Origin of the sequence: Flavobacterium sp. (genome assembly GCF_028712645.1) — a bacterium.
Classification (GTDB): domain Bacteria; phylum Bacteroidota; class Bacteroidia; order Flavobacteriales; family Flavobacteriaceae; genus Flavobacterium.
The window spans coordinates 654-15,338 of sequence record NZ_JAQTPQ010000011.1 but is presented as its reverse complement, the minus strand read 5'-3'; the positions used below and the strand labels follow the sequence as shown (position 1 = coordinate 15,338).

15 protein-coding genes and 2 pseudogenes are annotated in these 14,685 nt (G+C 32.1%); 15 read left to right on the top strand and 2 right to left on the bottom strand.

The features are described from left to right. The 6 genes and pseudogenes from PHC28_RS01710 to rlmH form a co-directional block, all read left to right on the top strand. A pseudogene (locus PHC28_RS01710) lies at positions 1 to 277 on the top strand (dihydrolipoyl dehydrogenase); the annotation flags it as partial. Between the two features lie 254 nt (positions 278 to 531). Next, positions 532 to 2,937 (top strand): PAS domain S-box protein, encoded by a 2,406-nt coding sequence (locus PHC28_RS01705; protein WP_300096103.1) that lies wholly within the window; start codon positions 532 to 534, stop codon positions 2,935 to 2,937. Positions 2,938 to 2,973: 36 nt separating this feature from the next. Continuing rightward, positions 2,974 to 4,119 carry a saccharopine dehydrogenase C-terminal domain-containing protein gene (locus tag PHC28_RS01700; RefSeq protein ID WP_300096098.1) on the top strand — a complete coding sequence of 382 codons (1,146 nt, stop codon included), beginning with the start codon at positions 2,974 to 2,976 and terminating at the stop codon, positions 4,117 to 4,119. Between the two features lie 46 nt (positions 4,120 to 4,165). Next, positions 4,166 to 4,345, top strand: a complete 180-nt coding sequence (locus PHC28_RS01695; protein ID WP_300096095.1) for a hypothetical protein — start codon at positions 4,166 to 4,168, stop codon at positions 4,343 to 4,345. Positions 4,346 to 4,349: 4 nt separating this feature from the next. Next, positions 4,350 to 4,553 carry a hypothetical protein gene (locus tag PHC28_RS01690; RefSeq protein WP_300096092.1) on the top strand — a complete coding sequence of 68 codons (204 nt, stop codon included), beginning with the start codon at positions 4,350 to 4,352 and terminating at the stop codon, positions 4,551 to 4,553. Positions 4,554 to 4,564: 11 nt separating this feature from the next. Further along, the gene (gene rlmH / locus PHC28_RS01685; RefSeq protein ID WP_300096089.1) at positions 4,565 to 5,038 is read left to right on the top strand and encodes a 23S rRNA (pseudouridine(1915)-N(3))-methyltransferase RlmH; all 474 of its coding nucleotides are present in this window, start codon (positions 4,565 to 4,567) and stop codon (positions 5,036 to 5,038) included. 39 nt (positions 5,039 to 5,077) lie between these two features. Here rlmH and PHC28_RS01680 read toward each other — a convergent pair whose 3' ends face one another. Next, on the bottom strand, positions 5,078 to 5,692 hold the full coding sequence (locus PHC28_RS01680; RefSeq protein WP_300096086.1) for a hypothetical protein: 615 nt from the start codon (positions 5,690 to 5,692) through the stop codon (positions 5,078 to 5,080). After that, complete coding sequence (folP, locus tag PHC28_RS01675; protein WP_300096083.1) at positions 5,692 to 6,519, bottom strand: dihydropteroate synthase; 828 nt, start codon at positions 6,517 to 6,519, stop codon at positions 5,692 to 5,694. The genes PHC28_RS01680 and folP overlap by 1 nt, the downstream gene beginning before the upstream one ends. 79 nt (positions 6,520 to 6,598) lie before the next feature. Between folP and PHC28_RS01670 the strand changes: the two genes are divergently transcribed. The 9 genes and pseudogenes from PHC28_RS01670 to PHC28_RS01630 all read left to right on the top strand — a co-directional run. Continuing rightward, a complete protein-coding gene (locus PHC28_RS01670; protein ID WP_300096080.1) occupies positions 6,599 to 7,138 on the top strand; it encodes a DUF1599 domain-containing protein in 540 nt (179 codons plus the stop codon). A 67-nt stretch (positions 7,139 to 7,205) separates the two neighbouring features. Continuing rightward, a complete protein-coding gene (locus PHC28_RS01665; protein WP_300096077.1) occupies positions 7,206 to 7,556 on the top strand; it encodes a four helix bundle protein in 351 nt (116 codons plus the stop codon). 111 nt (positions 7,557 to 7,667) lie between these two features. Continuing rightward, complete coding sequence (locus PHC28_RS01660) at positions 7,668 to 8,780, top strand: BT_3928 family protein (RefSeq protein ID WP_300096074.1); 1,113 nt, start codon at positions 7,668 to 7,670, stop codon at positions 8,778 to 8,780. A 27-nt stretch (positions 8,781 to 8,807) separates the two neighbouring features. After that, complete coding sequence (locus PHC28_RS01655; RefSeq protein ID WP_300096071.1) at positions 8,808 to 9,305, top strand: TlpA disulfide reductase family protein; 498 nt, start codon at positions 8,808 to 8,810, stop codon at positions 9,303 to 9,305. Positions 9,306 to 9,339: 34 nt separating this feature from the next. After that, positions 9,340 to 10,092, top strand: a complete 753-nt coding sequence (tpiA, locus tag PHC28_RS01650; protein ID WP_300096068.1) for a triose-phosphate isomerase — start codon at positions 9,340 to 9,342, stop codon at positions 10,090 to 10,092. Between the two features lie 137 nt (positions 10,093 to 10,229). Further along, positions 10,230 to 11,393 (top strand): phosphatidylserine/phosphatidylglycerophosphate/cardiolipin synthase family protein, encoded by a 1,164-nt coding sequence (locus tag PHC28_RS01645; protein WP_300096064.1) that lies wholly within the window; start codon positions 10,230 to 10,232, stop codon positions 11,391 to 11,393. A 136-nt stretch (positions 11,394 to 11,529) separates the two neighbouring features. Then, a complete protein-coding gene (locus tag PHC28_RS01640) occupies positions 11,530 to 12,513 on the top strand; it encodes a DUF2167 domain-containing protein (protein WP_300096061.1) in 984 nt (327 codons plus the stop codon). 236 nt (positions 12,514 to 12,749) lie between these two features. Further along, complete coding sequence (locus PHC28_RS01635; RefSeq protein WP_300096058.1) at positions 12,750 to 13,655, top strand: J domain-containing protein; 906 nt, start codon at positions 12,750 to 12,752, stop codon at positions 13,653 to 13,655. Positions 13,656 to 13,778: 123 nt separating this feature from the next. Continuing rightward, positions 13,779 to 14,685, top strand: a pseudogene (locus PHC28_RS01630) (flotillin family protein); the annotation flags it as partial.

The following is a 14,685-nucleotide window of genomic DNA, read 5'->3' as shown; positions in this document are numbered from 1 at the left end:
AATTGGTAAATTCCCATTCTCAGCTTCTGGAAAAGCGCAAGCTTCTGGAAATTCTGATGGTTTTGTAAAAGTAATTTTTGATGCCAAATATGGCGAATGGTTGGGTTGTCATATGATTGGCGCTGGTGTTACTGATATGATTGCTGAGGCAGTTGTAGCTAGAAAACTAGAAACCACTGGACACGAAATCCTAAAATCAATTCATCCGCACCCAACAATGAGTGAGGCTGTGATGGAAGCTGTTGCCGATGCTTATGGCGAAGTGATTCACTTGTAGATGAAAACATAGAGATGCACTGCAGTACATCTCTACGATAATTTTAAATCAATCCGTTTTTTCCAAAACGGATTTTTTTTTTTGCATCCTATTTAAAAAGCATAATGATACTATTGTCAATATCTTATCAAAAAAATAATAACATTTTATGTTTTTTTTATAATAAATTTCAGTAATTTTATTCACACAAAACAACAACAAAAATCAACTTTATACTTAAATAGTAAACCAAAAATCTGTATAATAAAAAAAAATTGAAAGAGCAATCCACTAAACCAGATTCTAACCTTACAGAAATTGAATTGTTGCATCTCATTCAAGAACTGAAGATTCAAAATCACGAGCTTAAATCTAAAAACACAATACTACAAAGCGAGAAACAAAGACTGTCTGCTGTTTTAGAAGGTACAAATGTGGGTATTTGGGAGCTAAATTTAGTAACCAAAGAAGCATTCTATGATAATCGCTATTTGGAAATGATTGGTTACACATTAGATGAATTTTTGCCTATTTCTTTTGATTCCTGGAAAAAATACACACATCCAAATGATATAAAAAAATCTGACGAATTACTCGAAAAACATACAAAAGGCGAACTAGAGTATTACGAGTGCGAATTTAGAATGAAGCACAAAAACGGTCATTGGATATGGATTCTCGACAAAGGAAGAATTAACAAAAGAGACAAAAATAGCAATCCCCTTTTCATCTCTGGGACACATCAAGATATCACCGAGCGCAAACTTATTGAAGAAGCATTTCAAAAAAGCGAAACACGCTATAAGGTTTTGATTGAATCAGCAAATGAAGGTATTTCAGTAGCACAAGATAACACCTTAAAGTTTGTAAATTCTAAAGTAATGGAAGTTCTCGGATATACAGAAAAAGAACTTTTAACCACTCCATTTACTGAGTTTATACATCCAGACTATCGAGATTTAATTATAGCTAATTATAATAAACGTATCAACGATGAAGGAGTTAACAAAAGCTATGAGGTAAAAGTATTTAAAAAAGATAAAACTACAATCTGGCTTGATTTTAGTGCCGTGAAGATTGAATGGGAGGGCAAGCCTGCAACAATGAGTTTCATAACTGACATTTCAGAACGAAAACATACTGAAGAGGTCCTTAAAGAAAATGAAGAACGCTACCGCTCATTAGTAGAGTGGTCACCAGAGGCAATAGTAGTGCATAGAGATGGAATTACAATTTATGTAAATCCTGCTGCTGCAAAAGCTATCAAAGCTACCAATATTGATGATTTAATAGGCAAATCGATCTTCAATAGAATACATCCAGACTATCATAAAATTATGATAGAAAGGGCTAAAATGCTAAGGAAAATAGGTGATTTCACTCCAATGATTGAAGCAAAATTTCTACAACTCGACGGAACCATTATTGATGTTGAAACACAATCCATTATGATTAACTACAATGGAAAGCCAGCTGTTCAAGCATCTATTCGTGATATTACAAGTCGCAAAGTAGCAGAAGATTTAATTCTGAAAGCAAAAGAACAAGCAGAAGAAAGCGACCGACTAAAATCAGCTTTTCTTGCGAATATGAGCCACGAAATTCGAACTCCAATGAATGGAATATTGGGATTTACCAATTTGCTAAAAGAAACAAACCTCTCCCCAGAAAACCAACAAGAATATATAAAAATCATTGACCAAAGTGGCAATCGCCTACTAGGAATCATCAACGATATTATTGATATTTCAAAAATTGAGTCCAACCAAATGATGGTTTCTTTTTCGGAAACAAATATAAATGATAAGTTAGAATACATCTATAATTTCTTTAAACTGGAAACTTCAACTAAAGGAATTTATCTAAATTATAAAAACGGATTAGCAATGGATGAAGCTTTCATTAAAACTGACGGCGAAAAAGTATATGCCATCTTAATAAATCTGGTTAAAAATGCCATTAAATTTTGTGATAATGGCATAATAGATTTTGGTTACACACTAAAAACAGACCATAAAAACCCAGAACTTGAATTTTATGTAAAAGATTCAGGAGTGGGAATTCCAAAAGGCAGGCAACACGCCATATTTGATCGCTTCATCCAAGCAGATATATCGGATAAAAGAGCTTTTCAAGGAGCTGGGTTGGGATTATCAATTTCAAAAGCATATGTAGAAATGTTAGGTGGAAAAATTTGGGTTGAAAGCGAAGTGAGCGTAGGTTCCTCTTTTTATTTTACAATTCCCTACGAAACAATTTTAAAATCAGAATCTTTAAAGAACAAATCTCTCTCCGAAAAAGAGTCTGAAATTCAAGTTAAAAATCTAAAAACACTAATTGTTGAAGATGATTCAATTTCAAAATTACTCATTACAAAAGCCCTTACACCCTTTTGTAAAGAAATAATAAAAGTTAGTAATGGCATTCAAGCCATTGAAGTCTGCAAAAAAAATCCTGACATCGATTTAGTGATGATGGACATCAATATGCCTGATATGAATGGATACGAAGCGACTAAACAAATACGAAAGTTCAATAAAAATGTGATAATTATTGCCCAAACCGCAAATGCCTTTGCTAGCGATAAAAAAGAAGCTATAGATTCAGGTTGCAATGCTTATATTTCAAAACCAATTAATATGAATATTCTAAAGGAATTATTACAAAAACATTTTGAGTAAATAAGATATTTTTCGGTAGATTAAACAAAATAAAATATGACCCAAATAATCGTTTTAGGAGCAGGAATGGTTGGCAGTGCAATGGCTGCAGATTTATCAAAGAAATACAGTGTAACAATAGCCGATTTAAGCATTGTCCGATTAAACCACGTCAAGAAAAAGCACCCAGCTATCAACATTTTACAGGTTGATGTTTGTGATAAGGATACTCTTCTTTCCAGACTTGCCGCTTTTGATTTTGTCGTATGTGCAGTCCCGGGATTTCTAGGCTTCCAGACGATAAAGACCGTTATCGAAGCAGGCAAAAATGTGGTCGATATTTCCTTTTTCCCTGAAAATGCGCTCGAATTAGATGACTTGGCAAAAGCTAATGGTGTAACAGCAATTGTTGATTGCGGTGTTGCTCCTGGAATGCATAATATCATCTTAGGTTACTACAATGAAAATCTGATATTAACTGATTTCGAAACCTTAGTGGGCGGTTTGCCAAAAGTTAAAAAATGGCCTTTTAATTATAAAGCTCCCTTTTCGCCAATTGACGTCATCGAAGAATATACACGTCCTGCCCGTTATGTCGAAAACGGAAATATCATTATTCGAGAAGCTTTGACTGACTGTGAATATGTAGAATTTGATAAAGTAGGAACTCTGGAATCTTTCAATTCTGATGGTTTACGGTCGATACTTTTTACAATGCCACACATCAAGAATATGAAAGAAAAAACACTTCGATATCCCGGCCACGTTGAATATGTGAGAGTTTTGAAAGACAGTGGATTCTTTAGCGAAAAGAAAATATCAGTTAACGGAACAGAAGTTTCCCCTCTCGATTTCACCAGCAAAATTCTTTTTTCCGAATGGAAATTAGGAGAAACCGAAGAAGAATTAACCATTATGCGAGTGACTTTAAAAGGGGAAAATAAAACCGGAGAAACCGAAGAAGTGGTCTATAATTTATACGACGAATATTGTCCTGAAACTCAAACTTCGTCAATGGCGAGAACCACTGGATATACTGCAACAGCAGTAGCCAATCTATTCTTAGAAGGTTTGTTTACCGAAAAAGGGGTTTTTCCGCCAGAATTAATTGGAAAACACGAAGTTTGTTTCAAATACATTTTAAATTATTTGAAAGAGAGAAATGTGAATTATGTGAAAACACAATCCATACAAAAAATATAAGTTATTGTCCTTTTCAATACCTTTGAAAATCTAAAATAGGAAAATTATGAATAGCAAAAGACAAACTGTAGTTATTGCAATTATGCTAATTATCTCCATTGGAAATTATTCGAGAATTATCGATCACGGTACAATTAGAACTGTCGAATTTCTTTCTATTTTCGTCATTGGTGCATTGACTTCATTGCTTATTAGAGAAATTGTAGCCAAAATCAGGGAAAAATAATTTTATGAAAAACACACAAATATTGGTTTTATTCCTGATTGGCGCAGTCATTACAGTTATTGGATCGTACTTTAAAATTACTCACGAACCAGAAGATTGGTCTAGTTTATTTCTAATTGTAGGAATGACTTTTGAAGCTGTTGCAGGAATTATGTTACTTATAAAATTATTCAAAAAAAACAATTCAGATTCTTTTTTGGATAGTTAATTCATACGTTTATGAACATCAAACTCATCGCCATTGGCAAAACCGACAATAAAAATCTTCAATCCTTAATTGATGAATATCAAAAGCGTCTTTCTTTTTATATTAAATTCGACTTAGAGATTATTCCTGATATTAAGAACGTAAAAAACTTGTCAGAAAGTCAACAAAAAGAAAAAGAAGGCGAATTGATTTTGGCTAAAATAACGCCAACCGATCAACTTATTTTATTAGATGAAAACGGAAAAACCTTTTCAAGCGTGGCTTTTTCGGAAGAATTACAAAAGAAAATGAACTCTGGAGTAAAAACTTTAGTTTTTGTAATTGGCGGTCCTTATGGTTTTTCGGAAACGGTTTATGCCAAAGCGCAAGGTAAAATTTCGCTTTCGCTAATGACTTTTTCGCATCAAATGGTTCGGTTATTTTTTATCGAACAATTGTATCGAGGATTCACAATTTTGAAGAATGAACCGTATCATCATCAGTAATTTTAGATTGCAGATTTTAGACTTTAGATTTCAGAGTTTTCAGTCAACAAACTCTTCTTTATTTTCAATTTTTAAACTTTGAATAAAAATTTCATCTTGAACGTAACTACCAAAATTCAAGTCTTTTGCAAAGCAAAACAGATAATTTGTTGACTTATCTTTTAAAAATTCATTTAGAAAATTTTCTAATTTATCTTTTTTTAGTATCAAACCATTTACCCAAATTTCATTGTTTTTATCAAAAAAAACAACAACTCCAGATTTTGGTTTCTCCATTTTATAATACACTTTCGTGAAAGGTAAAAACGCCAAATTTTTACCAATACTGTCCGCATACGAATAATAATTTTCGGCTAATTCATTTTTATGAGCAACTTCATTTCGTTTTCTTTCCTGCAACTTCATTACTTCAGGAATCACTAATCGTAATGGCAAACGCTTGTCTATATTAAAAATCCAGCTGGTAGAAATAATCTCGTTTCTTTTGTTGACTTCTGCCAAAGTATCTTTTCCTTTAGTTCTATAAAAAACATAAATTGGAGAATGATCCAATACATTTGAAACGACTGTCACATCGGATTTTGGCAACAAAATATCCTCTTTGTTTCCACAAGAAATCAAAATAAAAAGAAAAATAAAACTGAAATATTTCATTATGATTGAATGGTTTTATTGAACAATGTAACACATTCCATTGCTTCTTTTACATCGTGAACACGAAGAATATTTGCCCCTTTAGTCAAAGCAATTGTGTTTATTATTGAGGTTCCATTCAATGATTCTTCGGGTGTGCATTTTATTTTATTGTATATCATTGATTTTCTAGAAACACCAATAAGCAATGGCAATTCAAGAATATCGAACAATTCTAATTTTTGTAAAATCTCGTAATTTTGATCTAATGTTTTGGCAAAACCAAAACCAGGATCAATAATCAAATCGTTGATGCCAAAACTTCTTGCCAAAGCAACTTTTTCTGAAAAATAAAATAGTATTTCTTTGAGGATATTTTCATAATTGGTCATCTTTTGCATTGTTTCAGATGTTCCTCGTTTGTGCATCATAATGTAGGGAACATCATATTTGGCAATAGTTTCCATCATTTTATCATCAATACTTCCCGATGAAATATCATTGATAATTGCTGCACCATTTTCTATACAAATCCGTGCGACTTCACTTCTAAAAGTATCAATAGAAATCAACGTTTTTGGAAAATGTTTCTGAATTAAGGTAACTACAGGAGCTATTCTAAGCAATTCTTCTTTTTCAGAAACATATTCTGCTTTTGGTTTACTCGAATAACCTCCAACATCAATAAAAGTAGCTCCGTCAGAAATCATTTTTCTTACTTGCGAAAGAATTTCTGCTTCACTTTTATACTTTCCACCATCATAAAATGAATTTGGAGTCACGTTCAAAATCCCCATTACTTTGGGAGTAGCTAAATCTATAAGTTGTCCTTTACAATTAATTGTCATTTTCAAATCAAAAATCGTTAATCATCATTCTTCAATCAAAATAATTATCCTTATTTTTGTGACAAATATACATCAATAAATGAACATTACTTCACAAGAATATGATAAGGTGATTGCGATTTGCCGTTCCCTTTTCGTCAATAAAATGAAAGATTACGGTAGTGCTTGGCGCATTTTAAGATTACCATCTTTGACTGACCAAATCTTCATCAAAGCCCAAAGAATAAGAAGTTTGCAAGAAAATGAAGTTCGAAAAGTAGACGAAGACGAAACGGGAGAATTCATTGGAATCATTAATTATTCGGTAATGGCATTAATTCAATTAGAACTTGGCGTTGTTGAGCAACCGGATTTAAATGTAGAAGATGCAGCTCAATTATTTGATGCCAAAGTAAAACTCACCAAAGAATTAATGGAAAACAAAAATCACGACTATGGCGAAGCTTGGCGGGAAATGCGAGTGAGTTCATTGACGGATTTAATTTTGCAAAAACTACTTCGTGTTAAACAAATCGAAGATAATAAAGGAAAAACTTTGGTTTCTGAAGGCATCGATGCAAATTATCAGGATATGATTAATTACGCCGTTTTTGCATTGATTTTAATGAAGAAATTTTAAAAAACAAATTGCAAAAGACAAATAACAAATAAATTTCAAATCTAAAAATTTCAAAATTCTAAAACTGATGGAACCTAAAAAATACGATTTAGAAGAACGGACTTTGAAATTTGCAATAAATTCTAGGCTGTTTTTAAAAAAATTACCACGTAACATTTCCAATATTGAAGATGCCAAACAATATGTTAGATCTTCGGGGTCTGTAGGTGCAAATTATATTGAAGCGAATGAATCTTTGAGTAAGAAAGATTTTTGTTTTAGAATTAAAATTTGCAGAAAAGAAGCAAAAGAAAGTAGTTATTGGTTGAAAATATTGAAAGCTACCAATATTGAATTTGAAACAGAAATAAATATATTAATACAAGAATCAGACGAACTAAAAAAAATATTTTCATCAATAATCGAAAAGTCATCCTAAACTAGACCAAATTCGATTTACTATTTTTGAGTTTTGAAAATTCAAAAATTTGAATCTTTTGAATTTATTTGAAATTTGTTTTTTGCTTTTTGGAATTTAAAAAAAACTTTTATGAAAAACTTCATCACACAATTTTCCAGACTTTTCGTAGGGATTTTATTCATCATTTCTGGATTAATTAAACTAAATGATCCATTAGGTTTCTCCTATAAACTGGAAGAATATTTTAGCGAACCTGTTTTTAATATGCCCTTTTTTGTACCATTTTCATTAGCAATAGCCTTATTTTTAGTGATTTTAGAAGTCGTTCTGGGAGTTATGTTGTTAATAGGTTATAAATCAAAATTCACGATTTGGAGTTTATTAATTTTAGTAGTTCTTTTTGCATTTCTTACTTTTTACTCTGCCTATTTTGATGTAGTAAAAGATTGCGGATGTTTTGGTGATGCCCTGCATTTAACTCCTTGGCAATCTTTTACAAAAGATATTGTGCTATTAGTTTTTATCCTCATTCTATTTTACAATCAAAAATTGATTAAACCATTATTTTCAAATTCGATTCAAAATAGTCTAGCTTTAACCAGCATTGTTTTGTGTGCTTTTATGGGATATTGGGTTTTAAATCATTTACCAATAATCGATTTTAGACCTTATCAAGTAGGTACTAATATAAAAACTGCAATGGAAATCCCAGAAAACGCTCCAAAAAGTGTTGTAGAAATGGTATTTATTTACAACGTAAATGGCGTAAACAAAGAGTTTAGCGAAAAAGATTTAATGTCACTTCCTGCAGGAGCTAAATTTGTTGACAGGAAAGACAAAGTAATAGTTCAAGGTTACCTTCCTCCTATTCACGATTTTAAACTAGAACTAAACGGTAATGATTACACTCAAGAGCTTTTTTATAAAGAAAAATCACTTTGGATTGTAGCTTATGATTTAGAAAAAGCAAATACAGGTGCATTGGAAAACTTAAATAAATTATACAAAGAAGCTACTGCAAAAGGCTATTATGTAGCTGTATTAACAGGTTCTTCAAGTGATGAAATTGCTAGTATTAAAAAGAAATATGGTTTCACTTTTGATTTCCTTTTTTGTGATGCAACACCTCTAAAAACAATCGAAAGAGCCAACCCTAGTTTTGTGGTTATGCATTATGGGAATATAATCCAAAAGGTGCATTATAATGATATTGATCAATTGAATCTGAATCCTAAATATTAAAATGTAACTTTGCTAAAAATTTTTACTATGAAAAAAATACTTGCTTTACTTATTGCTGTTATAAGCTTATCTTGTACTCAAGCACAAAAAAAAGAATTTTCTAAAGAAGCTTTAGCTGAAACCTTATTAGCGACAGATGGAAGTCAAGTTGCCTTTCAAGACATTCTAAAAAAGTATAATGGAAAAACACTCGTTGTCGAAGTTTGGGCTTCTTGGTGTGGCGATTGTGTAAAGGCAATGCCTAAAATAAAAGAACTTCAAGCTAATAATCCTGATGTAGCTTATGTATTTATTTCGATGGATAAAACAGCTGAAAATTGGAAAATTGGAATTAAAAAACACGAACTCAAAGGAGACCATTTTATGGCCAACGACCAAATGAAAGGTGTTTTTGGGAAAGCCATTGATTTAGATTGGATTCCAAGATATATTATCATAGACAAAACAGGAAAAATAGTTCTTTACAGAGCTATTGAAACCGATTTTGAAAAAATTAATGACACATTAAAAAAATTAAATAAATAAAAAATAGAATTATCAAATTACAAACACAACTAAAATGAGAAAGAAGATTGTAGCAGGAAACTGGAAAATGCACAAAAACGCAGAACAAACAGAAGATTTATTGAATGAATTAATAGCACTAGTTCCAACAGAAAGTGATGCACAAATTATTGTAGCACCTACTTTTGTTAACTTAGCTTCTGCTGTAGCTCACTTAGAATTTACAAATATTAATGTTGCTGCGCAAAATATGCACCAAGCAGAAAGTGGCGCTTATACAGGTGAAATTTCATCAGATATGCTAAAAAGCGTTGGTGTAAATACTGTAATTCTTGGTCACTCAGAACGCAGAGCTATTTTTCACGAAACGGATGCATTAATTGCTTCAAAAGTAGATACAGCATTATCACACGATATGACAGTTATTTTTTGTTTTGGTGAAGAGTTGAAAGATCGCCAATCTAAAAATCATTTTAATATTGTAGAAAACCAATTAAGAGATGGTTTGTTTCATATCGAAGCTAAGAATTGGGAAAATATAGTTCTAGCTTATGAGCCTGTTTGGGCAATTGGAACTGGAGAAACTGCCAGTCCAGAGCAAGCTCAAGAAATGCACGAATTTATTAGAGAAACCGTTCGTAAAACTTTTGGAAGTGATGTTGCCGAAGATGTTTCTATTCTTTATGGTGGAAGCGTAAAACCTGACAATGCCAAAGAAATTTTCTCGAAACCAGATGTTGACGGAGGTCTTATTGGTGGAGCTGCATTAAAAGCAGAAGATTTTGTAGCAATCGTGAAAGCTATATAATTAAAGTTTAAAACATATATTCAATCCCCAATTATGAAAATAGTTGGGGATTTTTTTGTGACCAATTCTAATTTTAAATTAATAGAATTGCGTAAATTTGAGTAATCTCATTTATTTCAAAATAGCTTATCAAATAAATGCAAAAACAATATATTTCTAATGCTTCACCTGAAACAATAACACTTGTTCATAGTGGCGAAGACTATTTTTCTCGTTTGGAAAGAATTATTTTGGAAGCTAAAACTGAAATTCATATTCAAACCTATATTTTTGAAAATGATACCATTGGAAAAAAAATAATTGAAGCTTTAAAAAAAGCTGCTTCTCGAAATGTAAAAATCTATATTCTTATTGATGGTTTTGGTTCGTTTTCATTTCCAAGAGAACTAATGACCGACCTTCGACAAAACGGAATCAACTTTAGACTCTTCTCTCCTTTTTTCTCTGCAAACTCATTGTATATTGGAAGAAGGTTGCATCATAAAATAGTCGTTGCAGATTCTGAAATTGCATTAATTGGCGGAATCAATATTGCTGATAAATACCTTGGAACAGCAACAAAAACGCCTTGGCTAGACTATGCAGTTCAAATAAATGATATGAAGATTGCAAAATCACTTTCTAAAATTTGTTTGGATATTTATTTTAGAAAAAGACGCGTGAATAGAAAAAAAATAACTTCTGTTTTTCAGAATTTTGAAGAAGTGACCGTCAACATCCTACAAAATGATTGGCTGAAACGGAAATCCGAAATCAGTAATACCTACATAAAATCATTCCTCAAGGCAAAGGAAGAAATAGTCATCGTTGGAAGTTATTTTCTTCCAGGCAGAAGATTGATTACTGCATTGAAAAAAGCATCTAAAAATAATGTAAAAATCAAGTTAATCCTATCCGGAATTTCAGATTTACCTATGGCAAGACGAGCCAGTTGCTATTTATATTCCAAGCTTTTACGTTATAATATTGAATTGTATGAATGGAAAAAATCTGTTTTGCACGGAAAAGCTGCCGTGATTGACAATCAATGGACAACAATTGGCTCTTTTAACCTAAATAATTTGAGTTCCTACGCAAGCATCGAAATGAATGTAGGCATTAATTCTGTTGAATTTTCAAAAAAATTTCTTTTGCATCTTAATGAAATTATGTTTCAATGTGAAAAAACAACTCCTGAGTCACTAAAATTAAAGAACAGATTGACCTCAAGATTTGTTAATTGGGTTTCCTATTGGATCATTAGATTCATTGAAATCATCATCACCTATTTACCACACAAAAGATTCAAGAAATTGTATTAAAAATAGTTGCATCTAGAAGCCTCAATTTGGGCTTTTTTTTATTTCTAGAATTACTTAAAATAAAAATACATTATTTTGTTTTTAATATTAAGAAATGTATTACATTTGAAAATTCCAATATTAATCATCTACTACAATGAAAAAAACTACTTTGACACTTATTGCGAGTTTATTGACAATATTCTCGTTTTCACAAGAAGAAAATCAACAAATCAAAATTGACTCTATTGAAAATTCGTTTCATTATGAACACGGAACAATTAGTTTAAAAAATGGAGTTGGGAAAATAATAATCCCAAATGGTTTCAAATACTTGAATCCGGAACAATCCGAAAGGGTTTTGGTAGATTTATGGGGAAATCCAAAGAGTGACAATTTAACCCTTGGATTAATTCTTCCTGAAAACCTAGGAGTTATGAGCGAAAACGGCTATGTTTTCAATATCCAATATGATGAAATTGGATTTGTAAAAGATGATGATGCAGATGATATTGATTATGATGAGTTGATGACTCAAATGAAGGAAGAAACGGTAGAAGAAAATAAAGAGCGAAAAAAAGAAGGTTATGACCCAATTAGCATTGTGGGTTGGGCAGCAAAACCTTTTTATGATGAAGACAGAAAAATACTTCATTGGGCCAAAGAAATAAAATTTGGCAACAGCGATGTAAACACGTTAAATTATAATGTGAGAGTTCTTGGCAGAAAAGGAGTTCTTGTACTCAATGCAATTGCAACAAAAGCTGAATTGCCATTGGTTCAAAAAGACATTAATAAAGTTTTGGATATTGTTCAGTTTAATGATGGATACAAATACAAAGACTTCGATTCATCGGTAGATGAAGTTGCTGCGTGGACAATTGGAGGTTTAGTTGCTGGAAAGGTTTTGGCAAAAGTTGGAATCTTTGCCATTATTGCCAAGTTTGGAAAAGTTATAGCACTAGCCTTTTTTGGTTTTTTCGGTGCATTTAGAACTAAAATTAAAAACTTTTTTTCAAAAAATAAAAAAGCAGAAAATGACAGCGAGGCTTTAGCAGAACATTCGGAAGAAATCCCAGAAGAAACAATTGAAGAAACAACCGAAGAAACCATCGAGAAAGAAAATGAAGAACCGTTGTAAAAACAGTAATCTTTAATACAACAATATTCAATCTACAAACTATAAAAAGCTCCTTCTTGGGGCTTTTTATTTTTATGAACTCATCTTAATAAAAACCATAGTTTCCTATTTTTACATCAAAAAATTGACTAAATTTGGTTATAGTAATAATCCACGATTATTGTTGTTAATTGTGTTTTGAATATAGATTATTCTTCAAATTTTTGACAATTTAAAAATAGAAAATCAATATAAAAATGGCATTTATAGACTACTACAAAGTATTGGGAATTGATAAAAGTGCTACAGAAGCAGAGGTAAAAAAAGCCTACCGAAAACTAGCAAGAACTCACCATCCCGACCTCAACCCAAATGACAAGGAAGCTGAAAGAAAATTTAAGGAAGTCAATGAAGCGAACGAAGTTTTAAGCCATCCCGAAAATCGAAAAAAATACGATCAATACGGCGAAAACTGGCAACATTCCGAGGAGTTCGAAAAACAAAGACAACAACAATCTCGTGGCGGAGGTGGTCAGCAAGGTGGATTCGGAGGTTTTGAAGGATTTTCAGGTGGTGGCGATTATTCCGATTTTTTTGAATCGATGTTTGGTGGTCGAACTTCAGGAGGAAGAAGTCAAACTAGACAGTCAAAAGGTGGCGATTATAACGCAGAATTAAACCTCGACTTGAGAGATGTTTATATCACTCAAAAAAGGGAATTAACAATCAATGGCAAAAAAATTCGACTTACCATTCCCGCAGGAGTGGAGAACGGTCAGATTATAAAAATTAACGGTCTTGGTGGAGAAGGAAGAAATGGCGGTCCAAAAGGAGATTTGTATATTACATTCACCATTCAAAATAATACCAAATTCAAATTAGACAAACACAATCTTCATTCTACAGTAGATTTGGATTTATACAGCGCTATTTTAGGCGGAGAAATAACCGTCGACACCTTTGACGGAAAAGTAAAACTAAAAGTAATTCCCGGAACCCAAAACGGGACCAAAGTAAAACTGAAAGGAAAAGGCTTTCCTGTTTACAAAAAAGAAGGAAGTTTTGGTGATTTATACATAGAATATCAAATAAAAATCCCCACAAATCTCACTGAAAAAGAAAAAGAATTATTTGAGGAATTATCAGCTTTGAAAGCTAAATAACTTGAATAAACAGCCTTCATTTCTACTTCAAAATTAGTAAGATTATTAAACGTAAAAATACTATTATTTTTATTTAAAAGTGCGAAAAATTCTCTATTTTTGATGTCTAAATTTATAGCAATTATGACAACAATTACAGATTATTGGTGGGTATTATTATTAGTTTTATGTTTCGTTCTTTACAAGTTCGTATTAAGAGTTTTCTTCGGAATGGTAATTGTTCCCGAGGATAAAATTGGTTTAGTTACCAAGAAATTCGTGCTCTTTGGAGCAGCAAAATCATTACCTGATGGAAGAATCATCGCCACTAAAGGTGAAGCAGGTTTTCAAGCAAAAACATTAGCTCCAGGATTATATTGGGGAATGTGGCCTTGGCAATATTCTGTAAATATGACTTCATTTACCATTATTCCAGAAGGAAATATTGGTTTATTATTGAGCAAAGATGGATCCGAAATTCCAACAGGTAGAATTTTGGCGCAAAAAGTAAGTTCGGATAATTTTCAAGACGCCACTTTATTTCTCAATAATGGCGGACAAAAAGGACGTCAATCAGCTTTTATAACTACAGGTTCTTACAGAATTAACACTTTTTTGTTTGAAGTAATATTGACCCCTCAAGTCGTTATAAACGAAAATATGGTTGGTATCGTTACAGCAATGGATGGAGAACCTATTCCAATCGGACAAATTGCGGGTAAATTTGTAGACAATCACAATAACTTTCAGGATTTTGACCAGTTTTTGAAAAATGGCGGTAATCGTGGATTGCAACCACAAGTTATGCTTGCGGGTTCTTATTATATCAATACTTGGGCGATTCAAATTGAGCAAACTCCAATGACAGATGTCCCAATTGGTTATGTTGGAGTTGTAATATCTTATATTGGCGAAGACGGAAAAGACCTTACTGGAGACACATTCAAACACGGAAATATTGTTTCAAAAGGACAACGTGGCGTTTGGATGGAGCCATTTGGACCTGGAAAATATGCTATCAATATTTATACTACAAAACTAGAAGCTGTTC

Excerpts from the sequence above, each read along its gene's own strand:
- folP (WP_300096083.1), bottom strand. The coding sequence starts at position 6,519 with ATGACAATTAATTGTAAAGGACAACTTATAGATTTAGCTACTCCCAAA.
- rlmH (WP_300096089.1), top strand. The coding sequence starts at position 4,565 with ATGAACATCAAACTCATCGCCATTGGCAAAACCGACAATAAAAATCTT.
- tpiA (WP_300096068.1), top strand. The coding sequence starts at position 9,340 with ATGAGAAAGAAGATTGTAGCAGGAAACTGGAAAATGCACAAAAACGCA.
- PHC28_RS01645 (WP_300096064.1), top strand. The coding sequence starts at position 10,230 with ATGCAAAAACAATATATTTCTAATGCTTCACCTGAAACAATAACACTT.
- PHC28_RS01640 (WP_300096061.1), top strand. The coding sequence starts at position 11,530 with ATGAAAAAAACTACTTTGACACTTATTGCGAGTTTATTGACAATATTC.
- PHC28_RS01690 (WP_300096092.1), top strand. The coding sequence starts at position 4,350 with ATGAAAAACACACAAATATTGGTTTTATTCCTGATTGGCGCAGTCATT.
- PHC28_RS01700 (WP_300096098.1), top strand. The coding sequence starts at position 2,974 with ATGACCCAAATAATCGTTTTAGGAGCAGGAATGGTTGGCAGTGCAATG.
- PHC28_RS01635 (WP_300096058.1), top strand. The coding sequence starts at position 12,750 with ATGGCATTTATAGACTACTACAAAGTATTGGGAATTGATAAAAGTGCT.
- PHC28_RS01660 (WP_300096074.1), top strand. The coding sequence starts at position 7,668 with ATGAAAAACTTCATCACACAATTTTCCAGACTTTTCGTAGGGATTTTA.
- PHC28_RS01680 (WP_300096086.1), bottom strand. The coding sequence starts at position 5,692 with ATGAAATATTTCAGTTTTATTTTTCTTTTTATTTTGATTTCTTGTGGA.
- PHC28_RS01665 (WP_300096077.1), top strand. The coding sequence starts at position 7,206 with ATGGAACCTAAAAAATACGATTTAGAAGAACGGACTTTGAAATTTGCA.
- PHC28_RS01655 (WP_300096071.1), top strand. The coding sequence starts at position 8,808 with ATGAAAAAAATACTTGCTTTACTTATTGCTGTTATAAGCTTATCTTGT.
- PHC28_RS01670 (WP_300096080.1), top strand. The coding sequence starts at position 6,599 with ATGAACATTACTTCACAAGAATATGATAAGGTGATTGCGATTTGCCGT.
- PHC28_RS01695 (WP_300096095.1), top strand. The coding sequence starts at position 4,166 with ATGAATAGCAAAAGACAAACTGTAGTTATTGCAATTATGCTAATTATC.